The sequence below is a fragment of the Microbacterium sp. CH1 genome, from assembly GCF_001595495.1.
In the GTDB taxonomy this organism is placed as follows: domain Bacteria; phylum Actinomycetota; class Actinomycetes; order Actinomycetales; family Microbacteriaceae; genus Microbacterium.
The window spans coordinates 485,900-510,990 of sequence record NZ_LOSO01000015.1; the positions used below are offsets into that span (position 1 = coordinate 485,900).

A 25,091-nucleotide genomic window follows, 5' to 3' on the forward strand; every position below is an offset into this window, starting at 1 on the left:
CGCCTGGGGTGTCGGAGGTCAGTCGACGACGGCGAGCCCGTCGATCTCGACGAGCATCTCCTCGCGGGGAAGTCCGGTGAAGACGGTGGTCCGCGAGGGCAGCACGCCGCTGGTCGTGTGGGCCTCGACGAATGCGCCGTACGCCTCGTTCATGATCGGGAAGTCCTCGCGCTTGGTGAGGTACACGCGCAGCATCACGACATCGTCGAACGTGGCGCCGGAGGCCTCCACGATGGCCTTGACGTTCTCGAGCGTGCGGGTGGTCTGCGCCGCGACGTCGCCCGGGTACAGGTACTCGTTCGTCTGCGGGTCGACGGGGCCCTGGCCGGAGACCTGGACGATCGGGCCCTTGCGGACGCCCTGCGAGAAGGTGTGCGCGGGAGCGGGGGCGGCGTCGGTGGAAACTCGTGTCTTCGCGGTCATGCCGCCAGCCTAGTAGCCTTGTTAGATGCCTCTACAAATTCCGGATCCCGTCCTCGGCGCCTGGGCGAAGGGGTTTCCGGCCCACGCGGCGGGGCTGCGTCTGTCGGAGGTCGGCGCCGCCGGTCTGCGCCTGTCGGACCTCGGCACCCCGGTGCTCACGGTGCATGCCGACGCGATCGCGCACAACGAGGACACGGTGTTCGGCTGGGCCGCCCGCGAGGGCGTCCGCCTCGCCCCCCACGGCAAGACGACCATGGCGCCCGCACTCTGGCAGCGGCTGCTCGATGCCGGAGCCTGGGGGATCTCGGTCGCCACGCCCTGGCAGGCCCGCGTCGCCGTCGACGCCGGTGTGCCGACGGTGCTCATCGCCAACGGAGTGACGGACGGCGCCGCGGCCCGTGAGCTCGGAGCGATGCTCGCTGCCGACGAGGGCCTGCGGATCCTCTGCGGCGCGGACTCCCTCGCCGGGGTCGCGATCCTCGCCGACGCCCTCGCCGGCGCCCCGCGACCGCTGGACGTGCTCGTGGAGCTCGGCGGCGCGCAGGGCAGGACGGGCGCGCGCACGGTGGCGGAGGGCGAGCACATCGCCGCGGCGATCGCGGCCGCTCCTGGCCTCCGCCTGGCCGGAGTGACGGGCTACGAGGGGCCCTTCGGTCCCGACCGCTCCGCGGCCTCGGTCGCCGCGGTGGACGGCTTCCTGGCCACGCTCGTCGAACTGCATCACCGACTGGACTACCCCGACGACCTCCGGCCCGTGCTCAGCGCGGGAGGCAGCTCCTTCCCCGATCGCGCCGCCGCGGTCCTCGGCGCCGCGGGAGGGGACGCCGAGGTCGTGCTGCGCTCCGGTGCGTTCCAGATCCACGACGACGGCTTCTACTCCCGCATGTCGCCGTTCGGTCCGCTGACGGACACCGCTCCGCTGCGGTCCGCGATGCACGCGTGGTCGCGAGTGGTCTCCCAGCCCGAACCCGGCCTCGCCCTGCTCGACGCCGGGCGGCGGGACGTGCCGTTCGACATCGACCTCCCGGTGCCGCAGTCGGTCGCCGGCGCCGTGACCGCCCTGAACGACCAGCACGCCTTCCTCCGGCTTGCCGACGGGGCGACCGTCGCGGTCGGGGAGGTCGTGCGGCTGGGTCTCTCGCATCCGTGCACCGCGTTCGACAAATGGCGCGTCGTCGCCGTGATCGACGACCCCGACGCCGAGGACCCCCGGGTGATCGACGCGGTGGCGACATGCTTCTGAGCGCCGAGAAGGCCACCGCCGGCCTGGTGCGCGTCTATCGTCGGGCGACCGTCGTCGACGGCACCGGTGCCCCGCGCGTCGTCGCGGACGTCGCGGTGGAGGGGGCCAGGGTCGTCGCCGTCGTCCGCGACGGCGACAGGGCGACGCTCGAGCTGCCGGAGGGCGCGGTCGAGGTCGACGCGTCCGGCCTCGTCCTGGCGCCCGGTTTCATCGACATGCACGCGCACAGCGACCTCGCGGTGCTCCAGGGCGCCGCGCACGACGCCAAGATCCGGCAGGGGGTCACGACCGAGGTGCTCGGGCAGGACGGCCTGGGCTACGCGCCGCTGGACGAGGCGACCGCCGCCGTCATCCCTGCCCAGATCGCGGGCTGGAACGGGCGGCCGGCGGAGGTCCCGTGGCGGTCGATGGACGACTTCCTGGAGGCGATCGACGCTGCCGCGGTGGCCAACGCCGCGGTGCTGGTGCCGCAGGGCAACCTCCGGATGATGGTGGTCGGACATGACGACCGCCGGGCGACCCCTGCCGAGATCGCGGAGATGGCCGACCTTCTCGGGCAGGCCCTGGACGCGGGGGCCTTCGGCATGTCGAGCGGCCTGACCTACACCCCGGGCATGTACGCCGACACCGCGGAGCTCGAAGCCCTCTGCCGGGTGGTGGCGGAGCGCGGCGGCTACTGGGCGCCGCACACCCGCAGCTACGGGCGGGCGGCGCTGGACGCGTATCGCGAGGCCATTGAGATCGGCCGCCGCACCGGGTGCCCGGTCCATCTCACCCACGCGACCATGAACTTCACCCCGAACCGCGGTCGCGCCGCCGAGTTGCTGGCGCTCGTCGACGCGGCGACGGCCGACGGCGTCGACGTGACCCTGGACACCTATCCCTATCTCCCGGGGGCGACGACCCTCGCCGCCCTCCTGCCCAGCCGGCTGGCGGCGACCGGCGACCTGCTCGGCGTCCTGGGAGCTCTCGACGCCGAGGGGCGCGAGGCGGTCCGGGTCGAGCTGGAGGAGATCGGCTGCGACGGATTCCACGGCGAGACGGCGGACTGGTCGGCGATCCAGATCTCCGGAACGGCCCACCCCGATCTGGCCGGGCTCGTCGGCCGGACGATCGCCGACATCGCGGCGGAGACGGGGCAGCGCGCCGTCGACGTCGTGATCGACACGATCCTCGCCGATGCGGGCGCCACGGGGGTGCTCATGCACATCGGCGACGAGGACAACGTCCGCGCCATCATGCGGCACCCGCGGCACTCCGGCGGCAGCGACGGCATCCTCATCGGCGCGCGCCCGCACCCGCGCGGCCGCGGCACGTTCCCGCGCTACCTCGGGCACTACGTCAGGGAGCTGGGGGTGCTGAGCCTCGAGGAAGCGGTCCGTCATCTCTCCGGCAACCCGGCCGCCCGCCTCGGCCTCGACCGCGGCGACGCACCGCGCGGGGTGATCCGCGAGGGCGCCACCGCCGACCTGGTGCTCTTCGATCCCGCGACGATCGCGGCCGGAGCCACCTTCGACGACCCGCACGGCGCGCCGCAGGGCGTGCAAGAGGTGCTCGTCGGCGGTGTGCCGGTCGTCATCGACGGCAACCCCACGGGTGCCGTCGCCGGCCGTGCGCTGCGGATGCCTCCGTCCGCGCCGCGGGCGACGGTGCCGCACATCCCCGCAGAGATCGTCTCCCTGGCTCCGGGCTTCCGGTGGACGCCCTCGACCCCGATCCTCGGCGCGCTGGAGCTGGCGGCCGCGGTCGCACGGCTCGGCGGCGGGGGAGCGGACGACATACTGCCCGCGATCCGCCTCGTGATCGACGAGGAGCTGGGCGCCGCGGCCTCCGCCGCGGGGCGCCACGGGGCCGAGGCCTTCCGGGTGACCGTGACGGCCTCCGGGATCGAGATCGCGGGGGCGACGCCAGAAGGAGTCTTCCGCGGCGCGACGATGCTGCGGCAGCTCCGCGACCCGGACCACGACCCCGCCCTCCCCGCGATCATCCCGGCCGGGCGCTGGGAGGGCTCTCCCGCCTCCGCCTGGCGCGGTGCGATGCTCGACGTGGCGCGGCACTTCCGCCCTGCGGAGGACGTGCGTCGCCTCATCGACCTGCTCGCCGATCACCACCTCAGCATCCTGCACCTGCACCTGACGGACGACCAGGGCTGGCGCTTCGAGGTGCCCGGCTACCCGCGTCTGACCGAGGTCGGCGCGCGGCGCGAGGCCACCCAACGCGGTCACGGACCGGAGGCCACGGTCGAGCCCGGCGTGCACGAGGGCTTCTACACCTCCGCCGAGCTGCGCGACCTCGTGCGCTACGCGGAGGAGCGCTTCGTGACGCTCGTGCCCGAGGTCGAGCTGCCGGGACACATCCAGGCCGCGCTCGCCGCCTATCCAGAGCTCGGCAACCTCGACGTCGGGACGCCGCCCACCGGGCCGTGGGAGCGCTTCGGCGTGAACGCCCGCACCCTCGCGCCGACCCCGGAGGCGCTGGCCTTCGGCCGTGCCGCCATCGACGCGCTGTGCGACGTGTTCCCGTCCCCGTGGATCGGGATCGGCGGGGACGAGGTCCCGGTGACCGAGTGGGCGGAGAGCGCGGCCGCCGCCGCGCGCATGCAGGAGCTCGGGCTGGCCACGGCGCACGACGTGCAGCCGTGGTTCACGGCGCAGTTCGTCGACCACGTCCGCCGCCGCGGTCGGACCGCGCTGGCCTGGGACGAGGTGCTGGAGGGCGAGGTGCCCGAGGGCGTCCGCATCCTCGCCTGGCGCGGACCGGTCGCGATGCGCGAGGCGCTGCGCCGGGGGATCCCGGTCGTGGGGTGTCCGGATCTCGAGGTCTACCTCGACTACCCGCAGTCGGAATCGACCGAGGAGCCCATCCGCGTCGGTCCGCCGCTGACCATCGAGCGCGCGTACTCCTTCCAGGTCGTCGAGGGGGCGGTCGGCGGGCAGGCGAACGTGTGGACGGAGCACCTGCCGAGCAGGGACCGGGTCGACTTCGCGATGTTCCCGCGTCTCGCCGCGATCGCGGAACGGCTCTGGGACGGGGGAGAGCCCGCCCCGTTCGCCGACTTCGCGCGGCGGCTGCCCACGCACCTGCGGCGCCTCGCCGCGGCGGGGGTGCGGTATCGTCCGCTGGACGGTCCGTCGCCCGAGCAGCGGCGCCCGGGGGTCCCCGGCAAGCCCATGACCGTAGAGACACGGGAGGCGATCGTCGCCGGCCTCGTCGAGCGCCTGCTCCGCCGGGCCGCTGACGAGGATCCGTGGTCGGCATGATGTCACGTTTCGGTAACCCTGCCCGCGGAATCGCGCGGAACAGTTGCACAATTCCTGTTCGTAAGGTCTACTAACAAACATGTCCGTTTCGGATGATCAGCGCCCCGCGGCAACGACAGACTTCGTCGCCGCGAACGCGCACGCCTTCGGCCCCGCGCGGCATCTCCGTTCGCGCACCAAGGTGCTCCCCGAGCACGCGCGCGGTCACAACCGCGCCCTCGTGCTGCAGACGCTCTATCACTCGGGGGCGATGAGCCGCGCCGACCTCTCCCGCGAGACCGGCCTCACGCGCGTCACGATCTCCGACCTCGTCGCGGAGTTCATCGCCGACGGCATCGTCGTCGAGATCGGCGTCCGCGAGGCGGTGGGCCCCGGAAAGCCGCCGATCCTCATCGACATCGACCGCGTGGGGCATCAGATCATCGGACTCGACCTGTCCGGTCCGACCGCCTTCGAGGGCGCCGTGCTCAGCCTCGACGGCGACGTGCTGGAGCGGCGTCAGGTTCCGCGTCCCGCGACGCCCGACGGCGATGCCGCGTACGACGCCCTCCGCGGCCTCGCGCAGACCCTCGTCGAGATCGCCACGCAGCCGGTGCTCGGCGTCGGCATCGGCACCCCGGGTGTCGTGCGCCCGGACGGCCTCGTCCTCAGCTCGCCCAACCTCGGCTGGACCGACTTCCCGTTGGAGGCCAAGCTCAGCGCCGAGCTCGACCTCCCCGTGCTGGCGCGCAACGACGCCAACGCCGCTGTGCTCGCGGAGTACACGTTCGGCGAGGCGGAAGCCGACTTCATGCTGATCAAGATCGGCCGCGGCGTGGGTGCCGGGCTCATCACCGGCAGCCAGCCGCTCCTCGGCAGCCGTTTTGCGGCGGGGGAGATCGGTCACGTCGTCGTCGGCACGGACGGCGGCCCCCGCTGCGCGTGCGGCAAGATCGGCTGCCTGGAGGCCTGGCTGAGCGTGAGTCGCATGCAGGAGGCGCTCGACGCCGACCCGGCCGCGCGCGAGGAGATCCTCCGCGACTCCGGGACCCGCATGGCGATCGCGATCGCCCCGATTGTCGCCGCCCTCGACCTGTCCGAGGTCGTGCTCTCCGGACCCGCCGAGCTGCTGGACGGCACGCTCATCGACGCCGCCGTCGAGACGCTCCACGCCCGCACGCTCGAGGGCGTCTTCGAGGACGTCATGGTGCGGCTCACCCGTCAGGACGACATCGTGCTCCGGGGCGCCGCGGTGATGGTGCTCTCCGGGCAGCTGGGGGTGTCGTGACCTCCGCGACCATGACCGGGAACGGCATCCGATGATCGTCCCCGCCTCCGCCGACCGCGCCGGTCGGCCCCTTCGCGTGGGCCTCGACGTGGGCGGCACGAAGATCGACGCCGTCGCCGTCGACCCGGCGGGGACGATCCTCGCCCGCCTCCGCCGCCCGACCGGGTGGGGAGAGGACGCCGTCGTCGACAGCATCGTCTCGACCGTCGCCGCGCTCGCCGAGGAGAGCGGGCTGCCGCTGTCCGCCGTCGGATCCGCCGGCATCGGCATCCCCGGCCTCGTGGAGGCGGAGACCGGGCGTGTGCTGCACGCCGTGAACCTCGGCGTGGAATCCCTCGACCTCGCGGCGCGCGCCGAGCAGGCGCTGGGCGTCCCGTTCCGGGTGGAGAACGACGTGAAGGCGGCCGCGCTCGGCGCCGCCGTCCTGAGCGACGTCGCCGGATCGATGGCCTACCTGAACCTCGGCACCGGCGTCGCGGCCGGCATCGTCGTCGACGGCCGCATCTGGCGCGGGGCGCGGGGGACCGCGGGCGAGGTCGGGCACCTCTCCGTCGACCCCCGCGGGCGTCTGTGCGGCTGCGGACAGCGCGGCTGCGTGGAGACGTTCTGCGGCGGCGGGGCGCTGGCCAAGGCCTGGGGACGCCCCGGCGCGCTCCCGATCAAGGACATCGTGGAGGCAGCCGACGCGGGCGATCCGCACGCCCTCGCCCTGCAGGCGGACCTGTTCTTCGGGGCCGCGGCGGCCGTGCGCGTGCTCGTGCTCTCGGCCGACGTCGAGACGGTGGTCATCGGCGGCGGTCTCACCGCGCTCGGTGGCCGGCTCGCGGACGGGATCCGCGCGGCCCTGCACGCGGGCGCGCAGGCGTCACCGTTCCTGAAGTCCCTGCGGCTGGATGAGAGAATCGAACTGCTCCCCGCGGGTTCCCCCGCCGCCGCTTTCGGCGCCGCTCTGGTGGGCGCATCCATTTCTGAGAAGGAGATCGTTCCGCATGGCTGAGGTCGTCATCGTCGAGAATGCCGAGGCCGCCGGCGCCCTGGTCGCCACCGAGATCGTCGAGCTCATCGACCGCCGCCCCGACGCGGTGCTCGGACTCGCGACCGGATCCACGCCGCTGCCGGTGTACCAGGCTCTCCGCAGCCGCCTCGCGGGCCGGGACGTCTCGCAGGTGCGGGGCTTCGCGCTCGACGAGTACGTCGGGATCGACCCCTCCCACCCGGAGAGCTACCGCTCGGTCATCACCCGCGAGGTGGTGGAGCCGCTGGGCCTCGACCCGGAGCGCATCCACGTGCCGAACGGCGCGGAGGCGACCATCCAGCACGCGGGTGAGGACTACGACGCGGCCATCGCCGCGGCCGGCGGGGTCGACCTGCAGATCCTCGGCATCGGCACCGACGGGCACATCGGCTTCAACGAGCCCGGGTCCTCCTTCGCCTCCCGCACCCGGGTGAAGACCCTGACGGAGCAGACCCGGGAGGACAACGCCCGGTTCTTCGACTCGATCGACGACGTCCCGATGCACTGCATCACGCAGGGGCTGGGGACCATCCTGGAAGCGCGTCACCTCGTGCTGCTGGCGTTCGGCGCGGGCAAGGCCGAGGCCGTGGCCGGTGCGGTCGAGGGGCCGCTCACCGCGCTGCTGCCTGGTTCGGCCATCCAGCTGCACCCGCACGCGACCATCGTCGTCGACGAGGCCGCCGCGTCGAAGCTGCAGCTCGCCGACTACTACCGCTACACGTTCGCGAACAAGCCGGCCTGGCAGGGCATCTGATCCGAGGCGCTAGCGCGCTCCGGCCGGCCACGCGAGCGGCAGCAGATGCTCGACGCTCAGCGGGGCCAGCGGGAGCGCCGCGGCGTCCTCCGGGGTGATCCAGCGCAGCTCGGCGAGCTCGGCCTGCACGCGGACCCCGTCGGGATCGATCGTGGCCGAGAACGCGTCGGCCACCACGCGGTGCCCCGGCTCGTTGGCGGCCGCCGACACGAAGCGCCCCAGGGGCCGGAGGTCGGCGTCCGTGAGCTCGAGCCCGAGCTCTTCGTGCAGCTCGCGGATGAGGGTCTCGACGGGGGATTCGCCCGGCTCCGGCTTGCCGCCGGGCTGCATGAAGCGGGTGGTGCCGTGCTTGCGGACGACGAGGACCCGCCCCTGCGCATCGACGATCACGGCCGCGCTCACGTGGATGTCAGGCATCGGGAGAGAAGACCTTTCCGGGGTTGAGGATGCCGAGGGGGTCGAACACCGCGGCGATGTCGCGCTGGAGGCGCCATTGGTCGTCGCCGAGCTCGTCAGCCAGCCAGCGCCGTTTGAGGACGCCGATGCCGTGCTCGCCGGTGAGGGTGCCGCCCAGCCGGATCGCGGCGCGGAAGAGCTCGTCGGCCGCCGCCCACACCTGCGGCGGGGTCTCCGGACCCTCGAAGATGAAGTTCGGGTGCAGGTTGCCGTCGCCGGCGTGGGCCACGGTCGGGATCACCATGTCGAACTGGCGCTCGATCCGGGCGATCTCGTCGAACATCGCGGGCATGGCGCTCCGCGGCACCGAGACGTCCTCAATGAGGGTGGTTCCCAGCGACGCCATCGCGGCGTGCATCGACCGCCGGATCGCAAGCAGGCGATCGCCCTCGACGGGGTCGTGCGAGACCACGGGGACGCCCTCGTGGGCGCTCAGGATCGCGGCGATGGCGTGCGCCTCCGCACGCGCGGCCGGACCGTCGGTCTGAATCGTCAGCTGTGCGGCGCCCGGGGTCGGCGCGGGGAGGGCGAGCAGGGCGTGGACGGCGGCGAGGCTCGCGGCATCCATGAGCTCCATGATCGCGGGCTGGATCCCCGCGGCGGTGACGGCCGCGGAGCCTGCGGCCGCCGCCCGGACGCCGGGGAAGGTCGCCGTCACGGTGCAGGTCTCGCCCGGCACCAGGCGGCGCAGCTTGAGTGTGGCCCCGACGACGACGCCGAGCGTTCCCTCCGACCCCACGACGAGGGCGGTGAGGTCGAGCCCGGTCACGCCCTTCACGCTGCGGTGCCCGAGGTGGAGCAGGCGTCCGTCGGCGAGGACGAGATCGACGCCGAGGACCGCATCGCGGACGACGCCGTATTTCGCGCAGAGCAGTCCGCCGGCTCCGGTCGCGATGTTGCCGCCGACGGTGGAGATGTCGCGACTGGCGGGGTCGGGCGGCCACCAGAGTCCCTGGGCCGCCAGGTGCGCGTTGAGGTCGGCATTGAGGATGCCGGGCTCGACCACGGCGAGGAGGTCGTCCGGCCGCACCTCGAGGACGGCGTCCATCCGGCGGAGGGAGAGGACGATCTCCCCCTCACCGGCGTTGGCGGCCCCGGCGAGCCCGGTCCCGGCACCGCGAACGACCACGGGCGTGCGCGTGGCCGTGGCGATGCGCAGGGTCTGCTGCACGTCGTCCACGCTCTCGGCATGGATGACGGCCAGGGGGAGGCCCACCGCGGCATGACCGGAGCGGTCGGCTCTGGCCTCGCGCCGCGCCTGCTCGCTGACGTCCACGCGCGCCCCGAGGGCGTCGCGGAGCAGCGAGACGACGCTCACGACCGTGCGCTCATGCCAGAGCGCGGCGTCCGCTGAGGACTCCGGCGACGACGGCCACCAGCGCGAAGGCCGTGCCGATGAGGGCCTGGCCCATGGACCACCACGCGATGGTCACGCCGACGTAGATGAAGAGCTCGACGACCGCGCGGAGGAAGGGGTGCACGCGGAGCACCGGGCGCGGGGAGAGGAACAGCGCCCACAGCAGGAGGGCGACGACGGGGGCGCCGACGCCGATCACGATGTTCCACGGCAGGTCCCAGCTCGCGAACCCCCACAGGGCGAGCGAGGCGATCGCCGCGATGAGGACGACGACGCGGACGATGTCGAGGGCCGTGAGGGCCGGACGGTCGACGCCGGCGACAGGGGCGGAATCCGGGGTCATGCGTCCAGTCTATTCTGCGACCGGAGCGTCCTCGGCCGGGGTCGGGGCCTCCTCGACGAGCGCGCCCGCGCTCGGAGCGGGCGTGGCCGGGGCCGCCTCAGGTGCCGGGGCGGGGTCCGTCGGCTCGGTCTCAGCCGGGGTGGCCTCGACGATCGTGGTGGTCTCGTCGGCCGGGGCCGCGGACTCCTCGGCGGCGGCCGTCGGTGCCTCGATCGAAGCGGGCTCCTCGACGACCGCCGTCTGCTCGACAGGAGCGGTGGCCACCGTGCGCTCGTCCGCGCCTGCGGCCTCGGGCTGCAGGTCGTAGAGCGTGGTGACGGTCGACGGACCGACCTCGTCACCCGGGAAGAGATAGCGGAACGTCACCGGCACGAGGGGGGCGATGAGGACCTCGAAGTGCGACGGGCGGAGCTCGATGGTGGCCGTGCCGTCCTCGCCCAGGACGACGCGGGGGCCGTCCTCATCATCTCCGAGGAGTGCCTGCACGATGAGCCCTGGCGTGCCCGCCACCGGCACGAGGTAATGCCAGTGCAGATCCTCGTCGAGCCAGAAATCCGCTGCGCTCCACGTGGGCGGCTCCGTCGGGAGCGGGGGGACCTCGGTCTCCGGCGAGGGGGACTCGGGCTCCGGCGCGGCGCCAGGACCGGCGGGAGCGGCCGGTGGCTGCGGGGCCTCGGGCAGCGCGGGCACCGCCACGGGGGCGGCAGGAGCCGCATCGGGTCCGGCCTCCGAAGACACCGGCGGGGCCGTCTCCTCCTCGGCGGGGGGAGACGGCGGCTGCGTGGCATCCGGCGTCTCGATGACCACGGGCTCGTCGAGGTCGAGCGAGGAGTCCGGGGCGATGTCGGTCGCGATCGACGACGGATCGGTGTCTGAGGCGCTCGGCAGAGAGGTCGCGGGATTCGCGCCCGCGAGCCCGGGGACGATGGCCGCCGCGGCGACGACTCCGGCCACCACGAGGGCCGCCGACCCGGCGCCGACGACGGCGCCCATGCCCGTGAAGACGCCGCCCGTGCTCGCGCCCGTGCCCGCACCGCCGGCGGAGCCGGCTCCCGAACCCGCGGCGCCGGCACCGGAGGTGGCCGCCGCGGCGTGTCCGATACCGCCGTCGCCGACGAACACCGCGCCCGGGATGGTGGACGCCGCGCCCGCCACCGCCAGGACCGGCGCACCGCCCTGGAGGGCGGCGAGGTACCCGGAGGCGCCGGTGGCGCCGAGGACGAGCGGGAGCAGCACGAGGGCGAGGCGCTTGGAGACGTCCTTGGCCTCGGCGGCGACGATCATGCAGCGCGCGCACTCGTCGAGGTGCAGCTCCAGGCGACGGTGGTCGCGGGTGGCGAGGTTGCCGCGCGAATAGGCGCCGAGATGCTCGATCGTCCACTGGCACTCGGAACCGGGGCTCGCGCTTCGCAGGTGCGCCTGGATCCACGCCTCGCGGAGCCCTTCGCGGGCGCGGAAGGCGAGCTGCGACACCGCGCCGGCCTTCATGCCGAGGAGCGGAGCCACCTCCTGGGGCTTCATCTGCTCGATCTCGGTGTACCAGAGCACTTCCTGCCACCGCGAGGGGAGGCTGCGGAACGCCTGAGCGGTGAGGCTGCGGTCGAGCGCCTCGTTCGTGGCGTGCTCGGTGCTGTCCGGGTCGGCGACCGTGTCGAGCTCGTCGATCGCGGTCTCGCGGCGCGCGCGTCCCCAGGCGGCCGCGGTGTTGCGGATGCTCGTGAAGAGGTACGCGCGGAACGAGCCGTTGGGGCCGCCGCCCTTGAGGATCGCCTGGTAGATGCGGGTGTAGGACTCCTGCACCAGGTCGTCCGGATCGATGGACGAGGTCACCGACCGTGCGACCGCCATCCCGGAGGGGTAGTGCCGCCTCCAGAGTTCGCCGAACGCCCCCTTGTCGCCGGAGCGGACGCGGAGGATCAGGTCGGCATCGCCGATGGTGTCGTCTGGTGTGGTGTTCTCTCGGTGCACGGTCATCCATCTGGTCCCGGGGCACACAACCGTCCCCAGGAGGAGAGACGCGAGAAGGCGTCTTTCATTACGCGGTCCCTCCATTGTCTCGCGAAACAGGTGTCGTGGCCACCCCCAGGGAGGACTCGAAGCAGATGCTCGGGGACGCCTCCGCGTCCCGGCGGTGATGCCCGGGAAGAACTCTCTGAACTTTTTTCCGAGAACCGCGTAATGAACCGGGCCGCCCTTCGTCTCATCCCGTAGAGACAGCCGAAATGGACTCCACCGGGGGGCGGAGTTCCGGCGCTGGTGCGGGGGGTACTGCACCAGTGGGCGGGTCGGGATCCTCGGGGGAGGAGCTCCCGGCCCCGCCCGCTCGAGCGGGAGGGAATGGGCCGCCGATCTGGGGAGAACGGCGGCCCACCACTCCCACACCTGCGAGACGCACGTCACCGATCTGGGGAGTCCGGTGACACCGTCTTGTCCGATCGACCGGAGACCGCAGTGCTGCGCGTCGCGCGGAGCGCTGTCGTCCTAGGCGGGCAGCGCCGGTCCCGTCCAGACCCGCGCGACGCGCAGCTCCGCGTCCAGGAGCACCGCATCGCCGAGCAGGCCGGGGCGCAGCGCGCCGAGGTGGGCGTCACGTCCGATCGCGCGGGCCGGGGTCTCCGTGAGCGCCCGCACGACCTCCGGCAGCGGCACGCCCGCCGCCACCGCCCGCTGCAGCGCGACGTCCTGGGTTAGGGTGGAGCCGGCGATAGAGCCGGTGTCGTCGGCGCGGGCCACGCCGTTCTCGACGGTGACCTTGACCGCACCGAGGTCGTACGTGCCGTCGGCGCTCCCGGCCGCGGCCATGGCGTCGGTGATGAGCGCCACGCGCTGCGGCGCCGCGTCGAACACGAGCTTGACGACGTGCGGGTCGAGGTGCACGTCGTCGGCGATCGCCTCCAGGATCACCCGATGGTCGGCGGCCGCAGCCAGCACCGGACCGGGGGCGCGGTGGTGGATTCCGGGCATCGCGTTGAAGGCGTGGGTCAGCAGCGAGGCGCCGGCCTCGAAGGCGGCGACGGCCATCGCGGCGTCGGCGTCGGTGTGCCCCACCGCGGCCGCGGCACCCGCCGCGACGATCTGACGGACGGCGTCGATCCCGCCGGGGAGTTCCGGCGCGATGGTGACCTGACGGACGGTGCCTTCTCCGGCATCCAGCAGACGGGCCACGTCGGCCGGGACGGGGTGCCGCAGCAGCGAGGGCTCATGGGCGCCGTGGTGCCCGGGGTCGAGGAACGGGCCCTCCAGGTGCGAGCCGAGGACGTCGGGGTCGGTCCTGGTCAGGGCAGCGATCAGGGCGACGCTGCGGGCGAGGTCGTCGATCGTGCCCGTGACGAGCGAGATGACGGCCCTGGTGGTGCCGTGCTCGCGGTGCAGATCCCGCCCGGTCCGGATGGCGTCCACACCGTCGTCGTACGCCGCACCCGCTCCGCCGTGACCGTGGATGTCGACGAAGCCCGGCGTGAGCAGCGCGCCCGCGCCCGCCACGGCGGTCGCGTCCACGACCTCCGTCGCGGGCTCCCAGTCCGTTCCGGAGCCGCGGGACGCCACGACGCCGTCCTCGATGCGCACCCAGCCGTCCTCGACGATCTCCCCGTGATCGACGAGGCGGGCGGAGTGGATGACGAGGGAACCGGTCGCGGAGGAGAGGGTCTTCAACGGGCGCTCCAGGGGATCTCGGGGGCAGGGTGGAAATCGACCCCCTCAGCCTTCCACAGCGGCGCGAGGGCGCCGACCCGGGCGCGGAAGGAATCCCACGTGCGGCCCACGCCCTCGCGCGGCGACCAGGCGATCTCGGCCTGCGCGGCGGCACGGGGGAACACGAGCTGCTCCACCTCGTCGAGCGTGCGGGTGGTCTCGGACCACAGCGGCGCCTCGATCCCCAGGATCGCCTCGTCCGGCACGTCGAGGACGGCGGTCGGCTCCCACTCGTACGCGCGGCGGACGTCGATGATGGCGGCCCAGGTGAGTCCGAGCGGGAACTCGGCCGTGTACTTCATGTCGAGATAGGTCGCATCCGCCGCCGACATGATGAGGGCTCCGCCGCGCTCGACGAAGTGCGCGGCCTCCTCGGCATGCGTGCCCGTCGGCGTCGTCATGCCCCAGTACTGCCCGATCGTGCCGCGGGCGATGCCGGCCGCCGACCCCATCTCGTGCCACGCGACCGGGGTCTTGCCCTCCTCGACGACGATGGCCGTCGCGCGCTCCGCGAACAGGTCGAAGTCGGCCTGGGGTGTGCCGAGGGACTCGTCGCCCCCGATGTGGATGTAGGGCCCCGGGGTCATCTCGGCGAGCTCGCGGACGACGTCGCGGACGAACCGGTACGTCTCCTCCTCGTGGATGCGCACGCTGGAGTGCCCGACGCCCCAGCCCAGGTAGGGCTCTCCGGCCACAGGGAGCGGCTGGCCGAGCTGCTCGGACTGGGCGACCAGCGCGTCGTTCAGCACCGGGGCCTCGACCAGCTCCGGGTAGGCCACGCCGATCGCGTGGGTGTGGCCGGGGAGGTCGACCTCGGGGATCACGATCATGTGGCGCGCCGCCGCGTATGCCACGATCTCGCGGTAGTCGTCCTTGGTGTAGAAGCCGCCGGGGGCGCCGTCGGCCGCGGTGGCGGCGGCGCGCTCGGTGAGCAGCGGCCAGGAGTCGATGTGCACGCGCCAGCCCTGGTCGTCGGTGAGGTGCAGGTGCAGGTGGTTGAACTTCAGTGCGCTGGTGCTGTCGATGAGCCGCTTCACGTCGTCGACGCCGAAGAAGTGCCGCGCCACGTCGAGCATCACGCCGCGGCGGGCGAAGCGCGGGGCGTCGGCGATGTCGGCGCGGAGCAGCGCCCAGCCGGCGTCGTCCTCCCGGAGCAGCTGCAGCAGCGTCTGGACCCCGTAGAAGAGCCCCGCCTCATCGGCGCCGATGAGGATGGCGCGGTCGCCGACCTCGAGCGTGTAGCCCTCCGGCGCGGAGGAGGCCGCGTCGACGAACAGCTCGATCTCGGCGGGGCCGGAGTCCACCGCGGTGAGGCGGAGGCCGGTGCGGCGTTCGACGGCGTCGATCAGCTGTCCGGCGGCGGGGGAGGTGCCGAGCACGCGCGTCGTCGCGGCGAGCGGCAGACGTCCCTCCCTGGCCTTCGCGGACACCGGAGCAGGGACGAGGGGCAGATCAAGAGGTAGGACCATGAACAAAACCTAGCCGTCGAAACGCCGCAAGGGAACAGGGGGATCGAAACGATTCTGCAGACGGTGGGCACGATGACCGAAACGGCCGCGTGCGCGGCGGCTCGCATCGGCTATGCTCGTAACCGTCGCGACTGGCGTCTGGGTGGACAACCACCGGGGAGCGACTGACCACGGAATTCGACCGCGCGCCTGGGCCGATAGGAACACCCTTTTCGAATCCGTCGTCAAAAGGAGCACGTCATGACCGACCGTTACTTCAACGCCCCGCTTTCCGAGGTCGACCCGGAGATCGCCGAGGTCCTCGATCGCGAGCTGAAGCGTCAGCAGACCTTCCTCGAGATGATCGCCTCGGAGAACTTCGTCCCCGTCTCGGTCCTGCAGTCGCAGGGCTCGGTGCTCACCAACAAGTACGCCGAGGGCTACCCCGGCCGCCGCTACTACGGCGGCTGCGAGGAGGTCGACGTCGCGGAGGAGCTCGCCATCTCCCGCGCCAAGAGCCTGTTCGGCGCCGAGTTCGCGAACGTCCAGCCGCACTCCGGTGCGTCCGCGAACGCCGCGGTCCTGCACGCGATCGCCCGCCCCGGCGACACCCTGCTCGGCCTCTCGCTCGACCAGGGCGGCCACCTCACGCACGGCATGAAGATCAACTTCTCCGGCCGCCTGTACGACATCGTGGCCTACGGGGTCGACGCCGAGACCTCGACGATCGACATGGACGAGGTCCGCCGCCTCGCCATCGAGCACAAGCCCACGGTCATCATCGCCGGGTGGTCCGCCTACCCGCGCACGATGGACTTCGCCGCGTTCCGTGCCATCGCCGACGAGGTGGGCGCGATCCTCTGGGTCGACATGGCGCACTTCGCCGGCCTCGTCGCCGCCGGCCTGCACCCGAACCCGGTGCCGCACGCGCACGTCGTCTCCTCCACCGTGCACAAGACCATCGGCGGCCCGCGCTCGGGCTTCATCCTCACCAACGACGCCGACCTCGCCAAGAAGATCAACACCGCGGTCTTCCCCGGCCAGCAGGGCGGTCCGCTCATGCACGTGATCGCGGCGAAGGCGACCGCCTTCAAGCTCGCCGGCACGCCGGAGTTCAAGGAGCGCCAGGAGCGCGTGCTGCGCGGGGCGAAGCTCATCGCCGAGCGCCTGTCGCAGCAGGACGTGAAGGACGCCGGCATCGCCGTGCGCTCGGGCGGGACGGACGTGCACCTCGTGCTCGTCGACCTCCGCGACGCCGAGATCGACGGCAAGCAGGCGGAAGACCTCCTGCACGACATCCACATCACCGTGAACCGCAACGCCGTGCCGAACGACCCGCGTCCGCCGATGGTGACCTCGGGTCTGCGCATCGGCACGCCCGCGCTCGCGACCCGCGGCTTCGGCGACGCCGAGTTCACGGAGGTGGCCGACATCATCGCCCTCGCGCTGCTCCCCGGTGCCGACATCGAGGCGCTCCGCGCCCGCGTGGACGCGCTCGCCGCGGCCTTCCCGCTCTACCCGGACCTGCAGCAGTGACCGCGGTCGTCCTCGACGGCAAGGCGGCGGCGGCCGAGATCCGCGCCGAGCTGACGGAGCGGGTCGCCGTGCTGAAGGAGAAGGGCGTCACCCCCGGCATCGCCACGGTGCTGGTGGGAGCCGACCCCGCCTCGCAGCTCTACGTGGGCATGAAGCACCGGCAGTCCGAGGCGATCGGGATGAACTCGATCCAGCGCGAGCTGCCGGCCGACGCCACCCAGGCCGACGTCGAGGCGCTGATCGACGAGCTCAACGCCGATCCCGCCTGCCACGGGTACATCGTGCAGCTGCCGCTGCCGAAGCACCTCGACACCGACGCCATCCTGGAGCGGATCGATCCGGCGAAGGACGCGGACGGGCTGCACCCGACCAACCTCGGGCGCCTCGTCCTCAACGTCAACGCGCCGATCCACACGCCGCTGCCATGCACCCCGCGCGGGGTCATCGAGCTGCTGCTGCGCAACGACTACGACCTCAAAGGCAAGCACGTCGTGGTTGTCGGTCGCGGTGTCACGATCGGGCGTTCGATCGGGCTGCTGCTGACCCGTCGCGACCTCAACGCCACGGTCACGCTGACGCACACCGGCACGGTCGACATGCCGCGTTACCTGCGGGAGGCCGACGTGATCGTGGCGGCGGCCGGCGTGAAGCACCTCATCCGCGCCGAGGACGTCAAGCCCGGAGCCGCGGTGCTGGACGTGGGGGTCACCCGCGAGACCGATCCGGAGACCGGGAAGAACCTCGTCTTCGGCGACGTCGCTCCCGAGGTCGCCGAGGTCGCCGGGTACCTGTCGCCGAATCCGGGAGGGGTGGGGCCGATGACCGTCGCCCTGCTCATGACCAACGTCGTCGAGGCGGCCGAGCGGACGGTCTGACCTCCGCACCGCGTCGCAGATTCACGCGAACGCCGCAGGGATCCCGGGGATCCCTGCGGCGTTCGTGCGTTTCTGCGGACTCAGACCTGGCCGTGCAGCGAGCTCTCCACGCCGCTGATCCGGGCCTGCTCGTCGAAGCGGATCGTCGCGGTGCCCGAGGCATCCGTCACCGTGGCGCCGGAGAAGGACTCGTCCGTCCAGGTGAGGGTCCAGCCGGCGAGACGCGCGAGGTCCCAGACCGCCGTGCGGGCGTCGGGGAGGGGCGTCTGCGCGAGGGTGCGGGGCAGGGCCACCACCGTGTCGGCGACCGTGAGCGGGGCGAGCGGGGCGTCCAGCAGGAACACCGCGCGGGTGCCGCCGTCGACGGGGGCCGAGTAGTAGGGGGAGCGACCGGTGAGCTCGACCGCCACGCCGCCGATCGTATGCGCCGCGCGGGCGATCCACTCCGCGTCGCCCGAGGCATCGGCCGGGAACGGGACCTCGGGGGTGGTGAGCTCGGCGATCCCGTGCTGCTCGCCGTACGCGCGGAGCTGCGCCGCGACACCCTGGGGGTCGCCCTGGGGGTGCGCCCATGCCCACAGCAGCGAGCGGGGGCCGGGGGCGATCGTGGCGATGAGGTGCGCGCGGGTCACGAGCTGCCGGGTCGGGTCGTCGTTCGCGGTGAAGGTCAGCGTTCCCGCCGCGAGGTCGGCGTCCCACCGGTGCTCGCCGAGCGCATCGGCGGCCGCGGAGAGGGCGTCCTGGCGGAGCGCGGTGAAGAGGGCGGCACGGTCGGCGAGGGGCTGCAGCGGGGGGAAGGTCATGCCCACAGTCTCGCCGGGATTGCTATGAATCCGCCACTCCGCTTCGAATCGCGCACATGGCCCCATTCCGGCCGCGGATGGAGCCAGGTGCGCGACTCGAAGTCAGTAGCTGGGGCGGCCGGAGGTGTCGGAGCGGGGGAGGAAGCGGGCGGCGAGGGCCTCGGAGGCGCGGGCGAGGAGGGCGACGTCGGCGCCGACGGCCACGAAGTCCGCCCCCGCCGCGAGATACGCGTCGGCGGCGGAGGGGTCGAAGGCGTTCACGCCCACGGGCTTCCCGGCGGCACGGACCGCGGCGAACACGGACTCCACGGCGGCGACCACGTCCGGATGCGTCTGCTGTCCGAGCAGGCCCATCGACGCGGACAGGTCCGAGGGGCCGACGAACACCGCGTCCACCCCGTCGACCGCGGCGATGTCAGCGGCAGCCTCGACCCCCGCGGCCGTCTCGATCTGCACCGTCAGCGACACGTGCTGCGCGGACTCCTGCAGGTAGCGGTCGACGCGGTTCCAGCGGGCGCTGCGGGCGAGGGCGCTGCCGACGCCGCGGACGCCCTCGGGGGGATAGCGGGTCGCGGCCACGGCGGCCCTGGCCTCGTCGGCGGACGACACCATCGGCACGATGAGGTTCTGCGCACCGAGGTCGAGCACCTGCTTGATCGCGACCGCATCGTTCAAGGGCACCCGGACGAGCGGGGTCACCGGATAGGCCGCGACCGCCTGGAGCTGGGTCAGCACGGACTCGAGCGTGTTCGCCGAGTGCTCCATGTCGATGAGCAGCCAGTCCAGCCCGGAGCCCGCGGCGACCTCGGCGAGCAGCGGGCTGCCGGAGCACACCCACATCCCCACGAAGGGACGATCGGACGCGGCGAGCTGCGCGCGGAAGGACGGGTCTAGACGAAGCGGCATGTGATGGTCCCCATCGGTCCGTAGTCGCACAGCACCTCGTCGCCGCGCGACACCCACATCGGGCGTGTGAACGATCCTGCCAGGATGATCTCGCCCGCCTCCAGACGCGCGCCGTGCTGATGGAACTTGTTAGCGAGCCACGCGACCCCGGTCGCGGGGTGGCCGAGCACGCCGGCGGCGACACCGGTCTCCTCGATCTCCCCGTTGCGGGACAGCACGCCGGGCACCCACCGCAGGTCGATCTCGTCCGGGCGCTTGCGCACCGTCCCCAGCACCATCGCCCCGTACGCGGCGTTGTCGCTGATGGTGTCGACGATCGTTCGGCCCTCGAGCTCGATGTGCGAGTTGAGCACCTCGAGGGCCGGCACGGCGTAGTCGATGGCGGCGAGGGCGTCCTCCAGCGTGCAGTCGGGGCCCTCAAGAGGCTCCTTGAGCACGAACGCGAGCTCCACCTCGATGCGGACGTTGGAGAAGTGCCCGGTGGGGATCTCCGCGCCCGACTCGTACACGGTGTCGTCGAACATGACGCCGTAGTCGGGCTCGGTGATCCCCGTCGCCTGCTGCATGGCCTTCGAGGTCAGGCCGATCTTGCGCCCGACCAGCCGACGGCCGGCCGCGACCTGCGAATCCCGCCACACGCCCTGGATGGCGTAGGAGTCCTCCACGGTCGCCTCGGGGTACCGCGCGGTGATGCGCGGGATCACCCCGTGCGTGCGGTCGGCCTCCGCGAGCTCCGCGGCGATCTGCGCGATGGTCTCCTCAGACAGCATGAGCGTCTCCTAGAGCTGGTGGCCGAGCTTGTACTCGCCCTGCTTGTACTCGGGCATCGAGGTCTCGCCTTCGTCCGCGCGGGTGTAGGAGAAGCCGTCGGCGCCGATCGTCACGGCCATCTCGCTGGAGTCCGTGCGGGCGACGACGGGCTGCGGGTTGCCGTCGAGGTCGATCACGAGCGAGGCGTCGGTGTACCAGGAGGGCACCACCGGGGTGCCCCACCAGTCGCGGCGCTGGTTGTCGTGCACGTCCCAGGTGACGACCGGGTTGTCCGGGTCGCCGGTGTAGTAGTCCTGCGTGTAGATCTCGACGCGGTGGCCGTCGGGGTCGCGCAAGTAGAGGTAGAACGCGTTGGAGACGCCGTGCCGGCCGGGGCCGCGCTCGATGGCGTCGGAGCGGCGCAGCGCCCCGAGCTTGTCGCAGATCGCGAGGATGTTGTGCTTCTCGTGCGTCGCGAAGGCGACGTGGTGCATGCGCGGGCCGTCGCCGCCCGTCGCCGCGGTGTCGTGCACGGTGGGCTTGCGGCGCATCCACGCGGCGTACACGGTGCCCTCGTCGTCCTGGATGTCCTCCGTCACGCGGAAACCGAGGTCCTGGTAGTGGCGCACCGCACGTGGCACGTCGGGGGTGACCTGGTTGAAGTGGTCGAGGCGCACGAGCTCGCCGGGGGTGTGCAGGTCGTACCGCCAGGACAGGCGCTCCACGTGCTCGGTGGCGTAGAAGAACTCGTACGGGAAGCCGAGCGGGTCGACGACGCGCACGGAGTCGCCGATGCCCTTCACGAAGCCGTTCTCCTGACGACGGACGTCGCAGCCGAGTTCCGTGTAGAACTCCACGGCGCGGTCGAGGTCCTCCGCGGCGCGCACCCGGTACGAGAACGCGGCGACCGCGGCGATGGGCCCCTGACGCAGGACGAGGTTGTGGTGGATGAACTCCTCGGTCGAGCGCAGGTAGATCGCCTCGTCGTCCTCCTCGGTCACGTACAGGCCCAGGATGTCGACGTAGAACTGCCGCGAGGCGGCCAGGTCGGTCACGACGAGCTCCATGTACGCGCAGCGCAGGATGTCCGGCGGGGTGCTCTTCGGCGTCGCGACGGGGTTGTCGCTCTGGATAGGGGCCTCCTGGCTCACGTAGTAGCCGGAGGAGGTGAGGGTCTTGGCGGTCTTGTCGGTCATGTCGGCGTCCTTGCTCGTCAGGGGATCGGGTCAGCTCTCGGCGTCTTCCGACGCCTCGGCCACGTCTTCGGCGAGGGCCTTCTTGCCGAACGTGGGGTTGTGCGGGGTCGAGGCGAGCGTGATGTGCACGCTCTGCTGGTCGGTGTAGAAGTCGATGGAGCGGTAGCCGCCCTCGTGGCCCAGGCCCGACGCCTTCACGCCGCCGAACGGCGTGCGCAGGTCGCGGACGTTGTTGCTGTTCAGCCACACCATGCCGGCCTCGACGGACTGCGCGAACGTGTGGGCGCGCTTGAGGTCGTTCGTCCAGATGTAGGCCGCGAGCCCGTACTTCGTGTTGTTCGCGAGCGCCAGCGCCTCCTCGTCGGAGTCGAACGGGGTGATGGCGACGACCGGGCCGAAGATCTCCTCCTGGAAGATGCGGGCGTCGGGGGCGACGTCGGCGAACACCGTCGGGGCGACGAAGTTCCCCTCCTCGAAGCCCTCGGGACGACCGCCGCCGGCGACCAGGCGGCCCTCGGTCTTGCCGATCTCGACGTAGGACATCACCTTGTCGTAGTGCTCGGGGTGCACGAGCGCGCCGACCTCGGTCTCGGGGTCGTGCGGGTAGCCGACCTTGACGCGCTGCGCCTGCGCGGCATAGCGCTCCACGAACTCGTCGTAGATCGAGCGCTCCACTATGATGCGGGACCCGGCGGTGCAGCGCTCGCCGTTGAGGGAGAAGACGCCGAAGATGGTGGCGTCGACGGCGGCCTCCAGGTCGGCGTCCGCGAAGACCACGGCGGGCGACTTGCCGCCGAGCTCCATCGACAGGCCCTTGAGGAACGGCGCGGCGTTGCCGAAGATGATCTGCCCTGTGCGGCTCTCACCGGTGAAGGAGATGAGCGGCACGTCGGGGTGCTTCACCAGCGCGTCGCCGGCGTCTTCGCCGAGGCCGTTGACGAGGTTGAAGACGCCCTGCGGCAGCCCCGCCTCCTCGAAGATGCCCGCCCACAGCGAGGCGGAGAGGGGCGTGAACTCGGCCGGCTTGAGGACGACCGTGTTGCCGGTGGCGAGCGCGGGGCCGAGCTTCCAGGACTCGAGCATGAACGGCGTGTTCCACGGGGTGATGAGCCCGGCGACGCCGATCGGCTTGCGGTTGACGTAGTTCATCTGCTTGCCCGGCACCTTGAAGGCGTCGTCGGCCTGGGCGACGATCAGGTCGGCGAAGAAGCGGAAGTTCTCCGCGGCGCGGCGGGCCTGACCGAGGGCCTGCGTGATCGGCAGGCCGGAGTCGTACGACTCCAGCTCCGCGAGCCGAGCGTCGCGCGACTCCACGATGTCGGCGATCCTGTGCAGCACGCGCGAGCGCTCGCGGGGGAGCATGCGCGGCCAGGGGCCTTCGTCGAAGGCGCGCTTGGCGGCGGCGACGGCCCGCTCGATGTCGGCCTTCTTGCCGGCGGCGGCCGTCGTGTAGGTCTGGTTCGTCACCGGGTCGAGCACGTCGAACGTGTCGCCGTCGATCGAGTCGACGAAGGCGCCGTCGATGTAGTGCTGGATGTGGTCGGGCAGGTCGGCGGGGATGCGGGAGTCGGTCATGATGCTTCTCCTTCGGCGGGGACGGAACGGGTGTGCAGGGCGTCGAGGAACGCGTCCCTCGTGCGCCACCGGTGGTTGCGGGCGGCGAGCTCGATCTCCAGCGGCTCGGCGCCGTCGCGGATCAGCTCGAGGATCTGGGTGTGCTCGTCGACCGAGTGGTGGGCGCGGCCGGGCACGTAGGCGAAGGTCGAGTCGCGGATGCCGGACAGCCGGGCCCAGCCGCGGTGCACGAGGTCGAGCAGGTGCGGGTTGGGGCACGGCTCGAACAGCACGGAGTGGAACTGCCGGTTGAGCTCGGTGAACGTGTGCGGGTCGAAGTGGTCGAGCAGGCGGCTCATGCGCTCGTTGACCTCCGCGGCCTGCGCGAGCGCGTCCGCGTCGAGCAGGGGAGCGGAGAGCGCGGTGGCCGCCCCTTCGACGAGTCCGAGCGTCTGCATCGTGTGGGCGTACTCGCCCTCGTCCACGAGGGTCACGCGGGCGCCGACGTTGCGCTCGAAGGTCACGAGCCCCTCGGCCTCCAGGCGGCGGATCGCCTCGCGCACCGGGACCACGCTCATCCCCAGCTCCTCGGCGATCGGACCGAGGACCAGGCGGTAGCCGGGACCGTAGGTATGCGCCGAGATGCGCGCGCGGATCCAGGCGTACGCCTGCTCCGACTTGCTGGCGCTCTCGACCGTGCTCACTTCCGCTCCGCTCCGGTGCCGGTCGCCTGCTCGTAGCGGGCGCGCCATTCGGCGTTCATCGGGAAGAGGCCGTCGACCGGGTGCCCGGCGGCGACCTGCTCGGCGATCCAGGCGTCCTCCATCTCCTGGGCCACGGCGTCGGCGGCGACCTCGGCGGCGAGAGCGGGCGGGATCACGATCACGCCGTCGCTGTCGCCGACGATGATGTCGCCGGGCTGCACGGTGGCACCGCCGCACGAGATCGTCACGTCGACGTCCCACGGCACGTGCTTGCGGCCGAGCACCGAGGGGTGCGCACCCTGCGAGAACACCGGAAGCCCGATCTCGGCGACGGCCTGGAAGTCGCGGACACCGCCGTCGGTGACCACGCCCGCCGCGCCGCGGGTCTGCGCGCGCAGGGCGAGGATGTCGCCGAGCGTGCCGGTGGTCGCGTCGCCGCGGGCCTCGATGACGATGACCTCGCCTTCGGCGACCGCGTCGAACGCGCGCTTCTGGGCGTTGTACCCGCCGCCGTGGGTGCGGAACAGGTCTTCGCGGAACGGCACGAAGCGGAGGGTCTTGGCGGTGCCGACGATCTTCGTGCCCGGGAGGTTGGCGGAGACCCCGTCGATGAAGCAGGAGTGGTGTCCGCGTTTGCGCAGCTGGGCCGAGAGGCCGGCGGTGGGGGCTTCGAGGAGCTGGGCGCGGAGCTCGGGGGTGAGCGTGGGCGCGGTGTCCTCGGCGGGCAGGCCGGCGAGCTCGCGGGAGCCCCAGGCCTCGGTGCGCTGGAGGTCGTCCACCGCGGGGAGCGAGCCGAGGTCGCCGTCGAAGGGGACATCCCCCTGCGTGACCGTCGTGACCAGGCGGCCGGACGTGGGGGCGCCGGGGGCGTCCGGGGCGTCGACCTCGATCTCGACCACGTCGCCGGGGACGATGACCGACGAGCCCGCGGGGGTGCCGGTGAGGATCACGTCGCCGGTCTCCAGCGTGAAGTGCTGGGAGAGGTCGGCGACGAGCTGGGCCAGCGGGAAGATGAGGCCGGCGGTGGTGTCGTCCTGGCGGAGCTCGCCGTTCACCCAGGCGCGCACGCGGAGGGCCGCCGGGTCGACCGTGCGGGCGTCGATCAGCTCCGGACCGAGCGGGGTGTACCCGTCGCCGCCCTTGGAGCGGACGTTGGAGCCCTTGTCGTTGGCGCGCAGATCGTAGAGACCGAGATCGTTCGAGGCGGTCACCCACTGCACGTGGTCCCAGGCGTCGGCGAGGGCGACCCGGCGGGCCGGGGCGCCGATGATCAGCGCGATCTCCCCCTCGAACGCGAGCAGCTCGGTGCCGGCGGGGCGCTCGACCGTGCCGCCGGAGACCCCGACCGAACTGGCCGGCTTGAAGAAATAGGAGGGGTGGGCGGGGCGTCGACCGCGCTGGTCGGCCCGCGAGGCGTAGCTCAGGTGGATCGCGATGATCTTCCCCGGGCGGGCGATGGTGTCCGTCACGGATGCGCCTCCTCGCGCTCGTCAGGACGCGTTGTGCGT

At 72.4% G+C, this 25,091-nt stretch carries 21 protein-coding genes and 1 riboswitch; of the genes, 7 read left to right on the plus strand and 14 right to left on the minus strand.

Features of this window, described 5'->3' with window-relative positions; genetic code table 11:
- Nucleotides 1-18: 18 nt before the first annotated feature.
- Nucleotides 19-423 carry a RidA family protein gene (locus AUV07_RS10680; RefSeq protein WP_025103791.1) on the minus strand — a complete coding sequence of 135 codons (405 nt, stop codon included), beginning with the start codon at nt 421-423 and terminating at the stop codon, nt 19-21.
- A gap of 25 nt (nt 424-448) precedes the next feature.
- On the opposite strand from AUV07_RS10680, the gene AUV07_RS10685 reads away from it, so the two are divergent.
- From AUV07_RS10685 to nagB, 5 genes are all read left to right on the plus strand, one after another.
- Complete coding sequence (locus AUV07_RS10685; RefSeq protein WP_082802912.1) at nt 449-1,666, plus strand: alanine racemase; 1,218 nt, start codon at nt 449-451, stop codon at nt 1,664-1,666.
- Nucleotides 1,657-4,926 carry a family 20 glycosylhydrolase gene (locus tag AUV07_RS10690; protein WP_062635947.1) on the plus strand — a complete coding sequence of 1,090 codons (3,270 nt, stop codon included), beginning with the start codon at nt 1,657-1,659 and terminating at the stop codon, nt 4,924-4,926. The genes AUV07_RS10685 and AUV07_RS10690 overlap by 10 nt, the downstream gene beginning before the upstream one ends.
- A gap of 79 nt (nt 4,927-5,005) precedes the next feature.
- Nucleotides 5,006-6,193, plus strand: a complete 1,188-nt coding sequence (locus AUV07_RS10695; protein WP_062635949.1) for an ROK family transcriptional regulator — start codon at nt 5,006-5,008, stop codon at nt 6,191-6,193.
- 31 nt (nt 6,194-6,224) lie between these two features.
- A complete protein-coding gene (locus AUV07_RS10700; protein ID WP_062635951.1) occupies nt 6,225-7,190 on the plus strand; it encodes an ROK family protein in 966 nt (321 codons plus the stop codon).
- Nucleotides 7,183-7,962: a glucosamine-6-phosphate deaminase gene (gene nagB / locus AUV07_RS10705; protein ID WP_025103796.1), complete on the plus strand. Its 780-nt coding sequence runs from the start codon at nt 7,183-7,185 to the stop codon at nt 7,960-7,962. The genes AUV07_RS10700 and nagB overlap by 8 nt, the downstream gene beginning before the upstream one ends.
- Before the next feature lie 9 nt (nt 7,963-7,971).
- Here the strand turns inward: nagB and AUV07_RS10710 are convergent, their stop codons facing one another.
- From AUV07_RS10710 to AUV07_RS10735, 6 genes are all read right to left on the minus strand, one after another.
- Complete coding sequence (locus AUV07_RS10710; RefSeq protein ID WP_062635954.1) at nt 7,972-8,379, minus strand: NUDIX hydrolase; 408 nt, start codon at nt 8,377-8,379, stop codon at nt 7,972-7,974.
- The gene (locus AUV07_RS10715) at nt 8,372-9,736 is read right to left on the minus strand and encodes an FAD-binding oxidoreductase (protein WP_062635956.1); all 1,365 of its coding nucleotides are present in this window, start codon (nt 9,734-9,736) and stop codon (nt 8,372-8,374) included. The genes AUV07_RS10710 and AUV07_RS10715 overlap by 8 nt, the downstream gene beginning before the upstream one ends.
- Before the next feature lie 10 nt (nt 9,737-9,746).
- Nucleotides 9,747-10,118 (minus strand): YrdB family protein, encoded by a 372-nt coding sequence (locus AUV07_RS10720; protein WP_025103799.1) that lies wholly within the window; start codon nt 10,116-10,118, stop codon nt 9,747-9,749.
- Between the two features lie 9 nt (nt 10,119-10,127).
- A complete protein-coding gene (locus AUV07_RS18120) occupies nt 10,128-12,092 on the minus strand; it encodes a sigma-70 family RNA polymerase sigma factor (RefSeq protein ID WP_062635958.1) in 1,965 nt (654 codons plus the stop codon).
- 507 nt (nt 12,093-12,599) lie between these two features.
- Complete coding sequence (locus tag AUV07_RS10730; protein WP_062635960.1) at nt 12,600-13,772, minus strand: N-acetylglucosamine-6-phosphate deacetylase; 1,173 nt, start codon at nt 13,770-13,772, stop codon at nt 12,600-12,602.
- Nucleotides 13,769-15,280, minus strand: coding sequence for a family 20 glycosylhydrolase (locus AUV07_RS10735; RefSeq protein ID WP_082802914.1), 1,512 nt, complete (start codon nt 15,278-15,280; stop codon nt 13,769-13,771). Before AUV07_RS10735 ends, AUV07_RS10730 begins: the two co-directional genes overlap by 4 nt.
- Before the next feature lie 117 nt (nt 15,281-15,397).
- Nucleotides 15,398-15,482: riboswitch (ZMP/ZTP riboswitch) on the plus strand.
- A 38-nt stretch (nt 15,483-15,520) separates the two neighbouring features.
- On the opposite strand from AUV07_RS10735, the gene glyA reads away from it, so the two are divergent.
- Nucleotides 15,521-16,795, plus strand: a complete 1,275-nt coding sequence (gene glyA / locus AUV07_RS10740; protein WP_062635962.1) for a serine hydroxymethyltransferase — start codon at nt 15,521-15,523, stop codon at nt 16,793-16,795.
- Nucleotides 16,792-17,670, plus strand: coding sequence for a bifunctional methylenetetrahydrofolate dehydrogenase/methenyltetrahydrofolate cyclohydrolase (locus tag AUV07_RS10745; protein ID WP_062635964.1), 879 nt, complete (start codon nt 16,792-16,794; stop codon nt 17,668-17,670). The genes glyA and AUV07_RS10745 overlap by 4 nt, the downstream gene beginning before the upstream one ends.
- A gap of 80 nt (nt 17,671-17,750) precedes the next feature.
- Here the strand turns inward: AUV07_RS10745 and AUV07_RS10750 are convergent, their stop codons facing one another.
- From AUV07_RS10750 to AUV07_RS10780, 7 genes are all read right to left on the minus strand, one after another.
- On the minus strand, nt 17,751-18,473 hold the full coding sequence (locus AUV07_RS10750; RefSeq protein WP_062635965.1) for a DUF6882 domain-containing protein: 723 nt from the start codon (nt 18,471-18,473) through the stop codon (nt 17,751-17,753).
- A 102-nt stretch (nt 18,474-18,575) separates the two neighbouring features.
- Nucleotides 18,576-19,379 (minus strand): HpcH/HpaI aldolase family protein, encoded by an 804-nt coding sequence (locus tag AUV07_RS10755; protein ID WP_062635967.1) that lies wholly within the window; start codon nt 19,377-19,379, stop codon nt 18,576-18,578.
- Entirely contained in the window at nt 19,364-20,149 is a 786-nt protein-coding gene (locus tag AUV07_RS10760) for a fumarylacetoacetate hydrolase family protein (RefSeq protein WP_062635970.1), read from the minus strand. The genes AUV07_RS10755 and AUV07_RS10760 overlap by 16 nt, the downstream gene beginning before the upstream one ends.
- 9 nt (nt 20,150-20,158) lie before the next feature.
- Nucleotides 20,159-21,325, minus strand: coding sequence for a 3,4-dihydroxyphenylacetate 2,3-dioxygenase (hpaD, locus tag AUV07_RS10765; RefSeq protein WP_062635972.1), 1,167 nt, complete (start codon nt 21,323-21,325; stop codon nt 20,159-20,161).
- Nucleotides 21,326-21,355: 30 nt separating this feature from the next.
- Entirely contained in the window at nt 21,356-22,900 is a 1,545-nt protein-coding gene (gene hpaE / locus AUV07_RS10770; RefSeq protein ID WP_062635973.1) for a 5-carboxymethyl-2-hydroxymuconate semialdehyde dehydrogenase, read from the minus strand.
- Nucleotides 22,897-23,583 carry a GntR family transcriptional regulator gene (locus AUV07_RS10775; RefSeq protein WP_025103811.1) on the minus strand — a complete coding sequence of 229 codons (687 nt, stop codon included), beginning with the start codon at nt 23,581-23,583 and terminating at the stop codon, nt 22,897-22,899. The genes hpaE and AUV07_RS10775 overlap by 4 nt, the downstream gene beginning before the upstream one ends.
- Nucleotides 23,580-25,052 carry a fumarylacetoacetate hydrolase family protein gene (locus AUV07_RS10780; protein ID WP_062635974.1) on the minus strand — a complete coding sequence of 491 codons (1,473 nt, stop codon included), beginning with the start codon at nt 25,050-25,052 and terminating at the stop codon, nt 23,580-23,582. Before AUV07_RS10780 ends, AUV07_RS10775 begins: the two co-directional genes overlap by 4 nt.
- Nucleotides 25,053-25,091 lie beyond the last annotated feature (39 nt).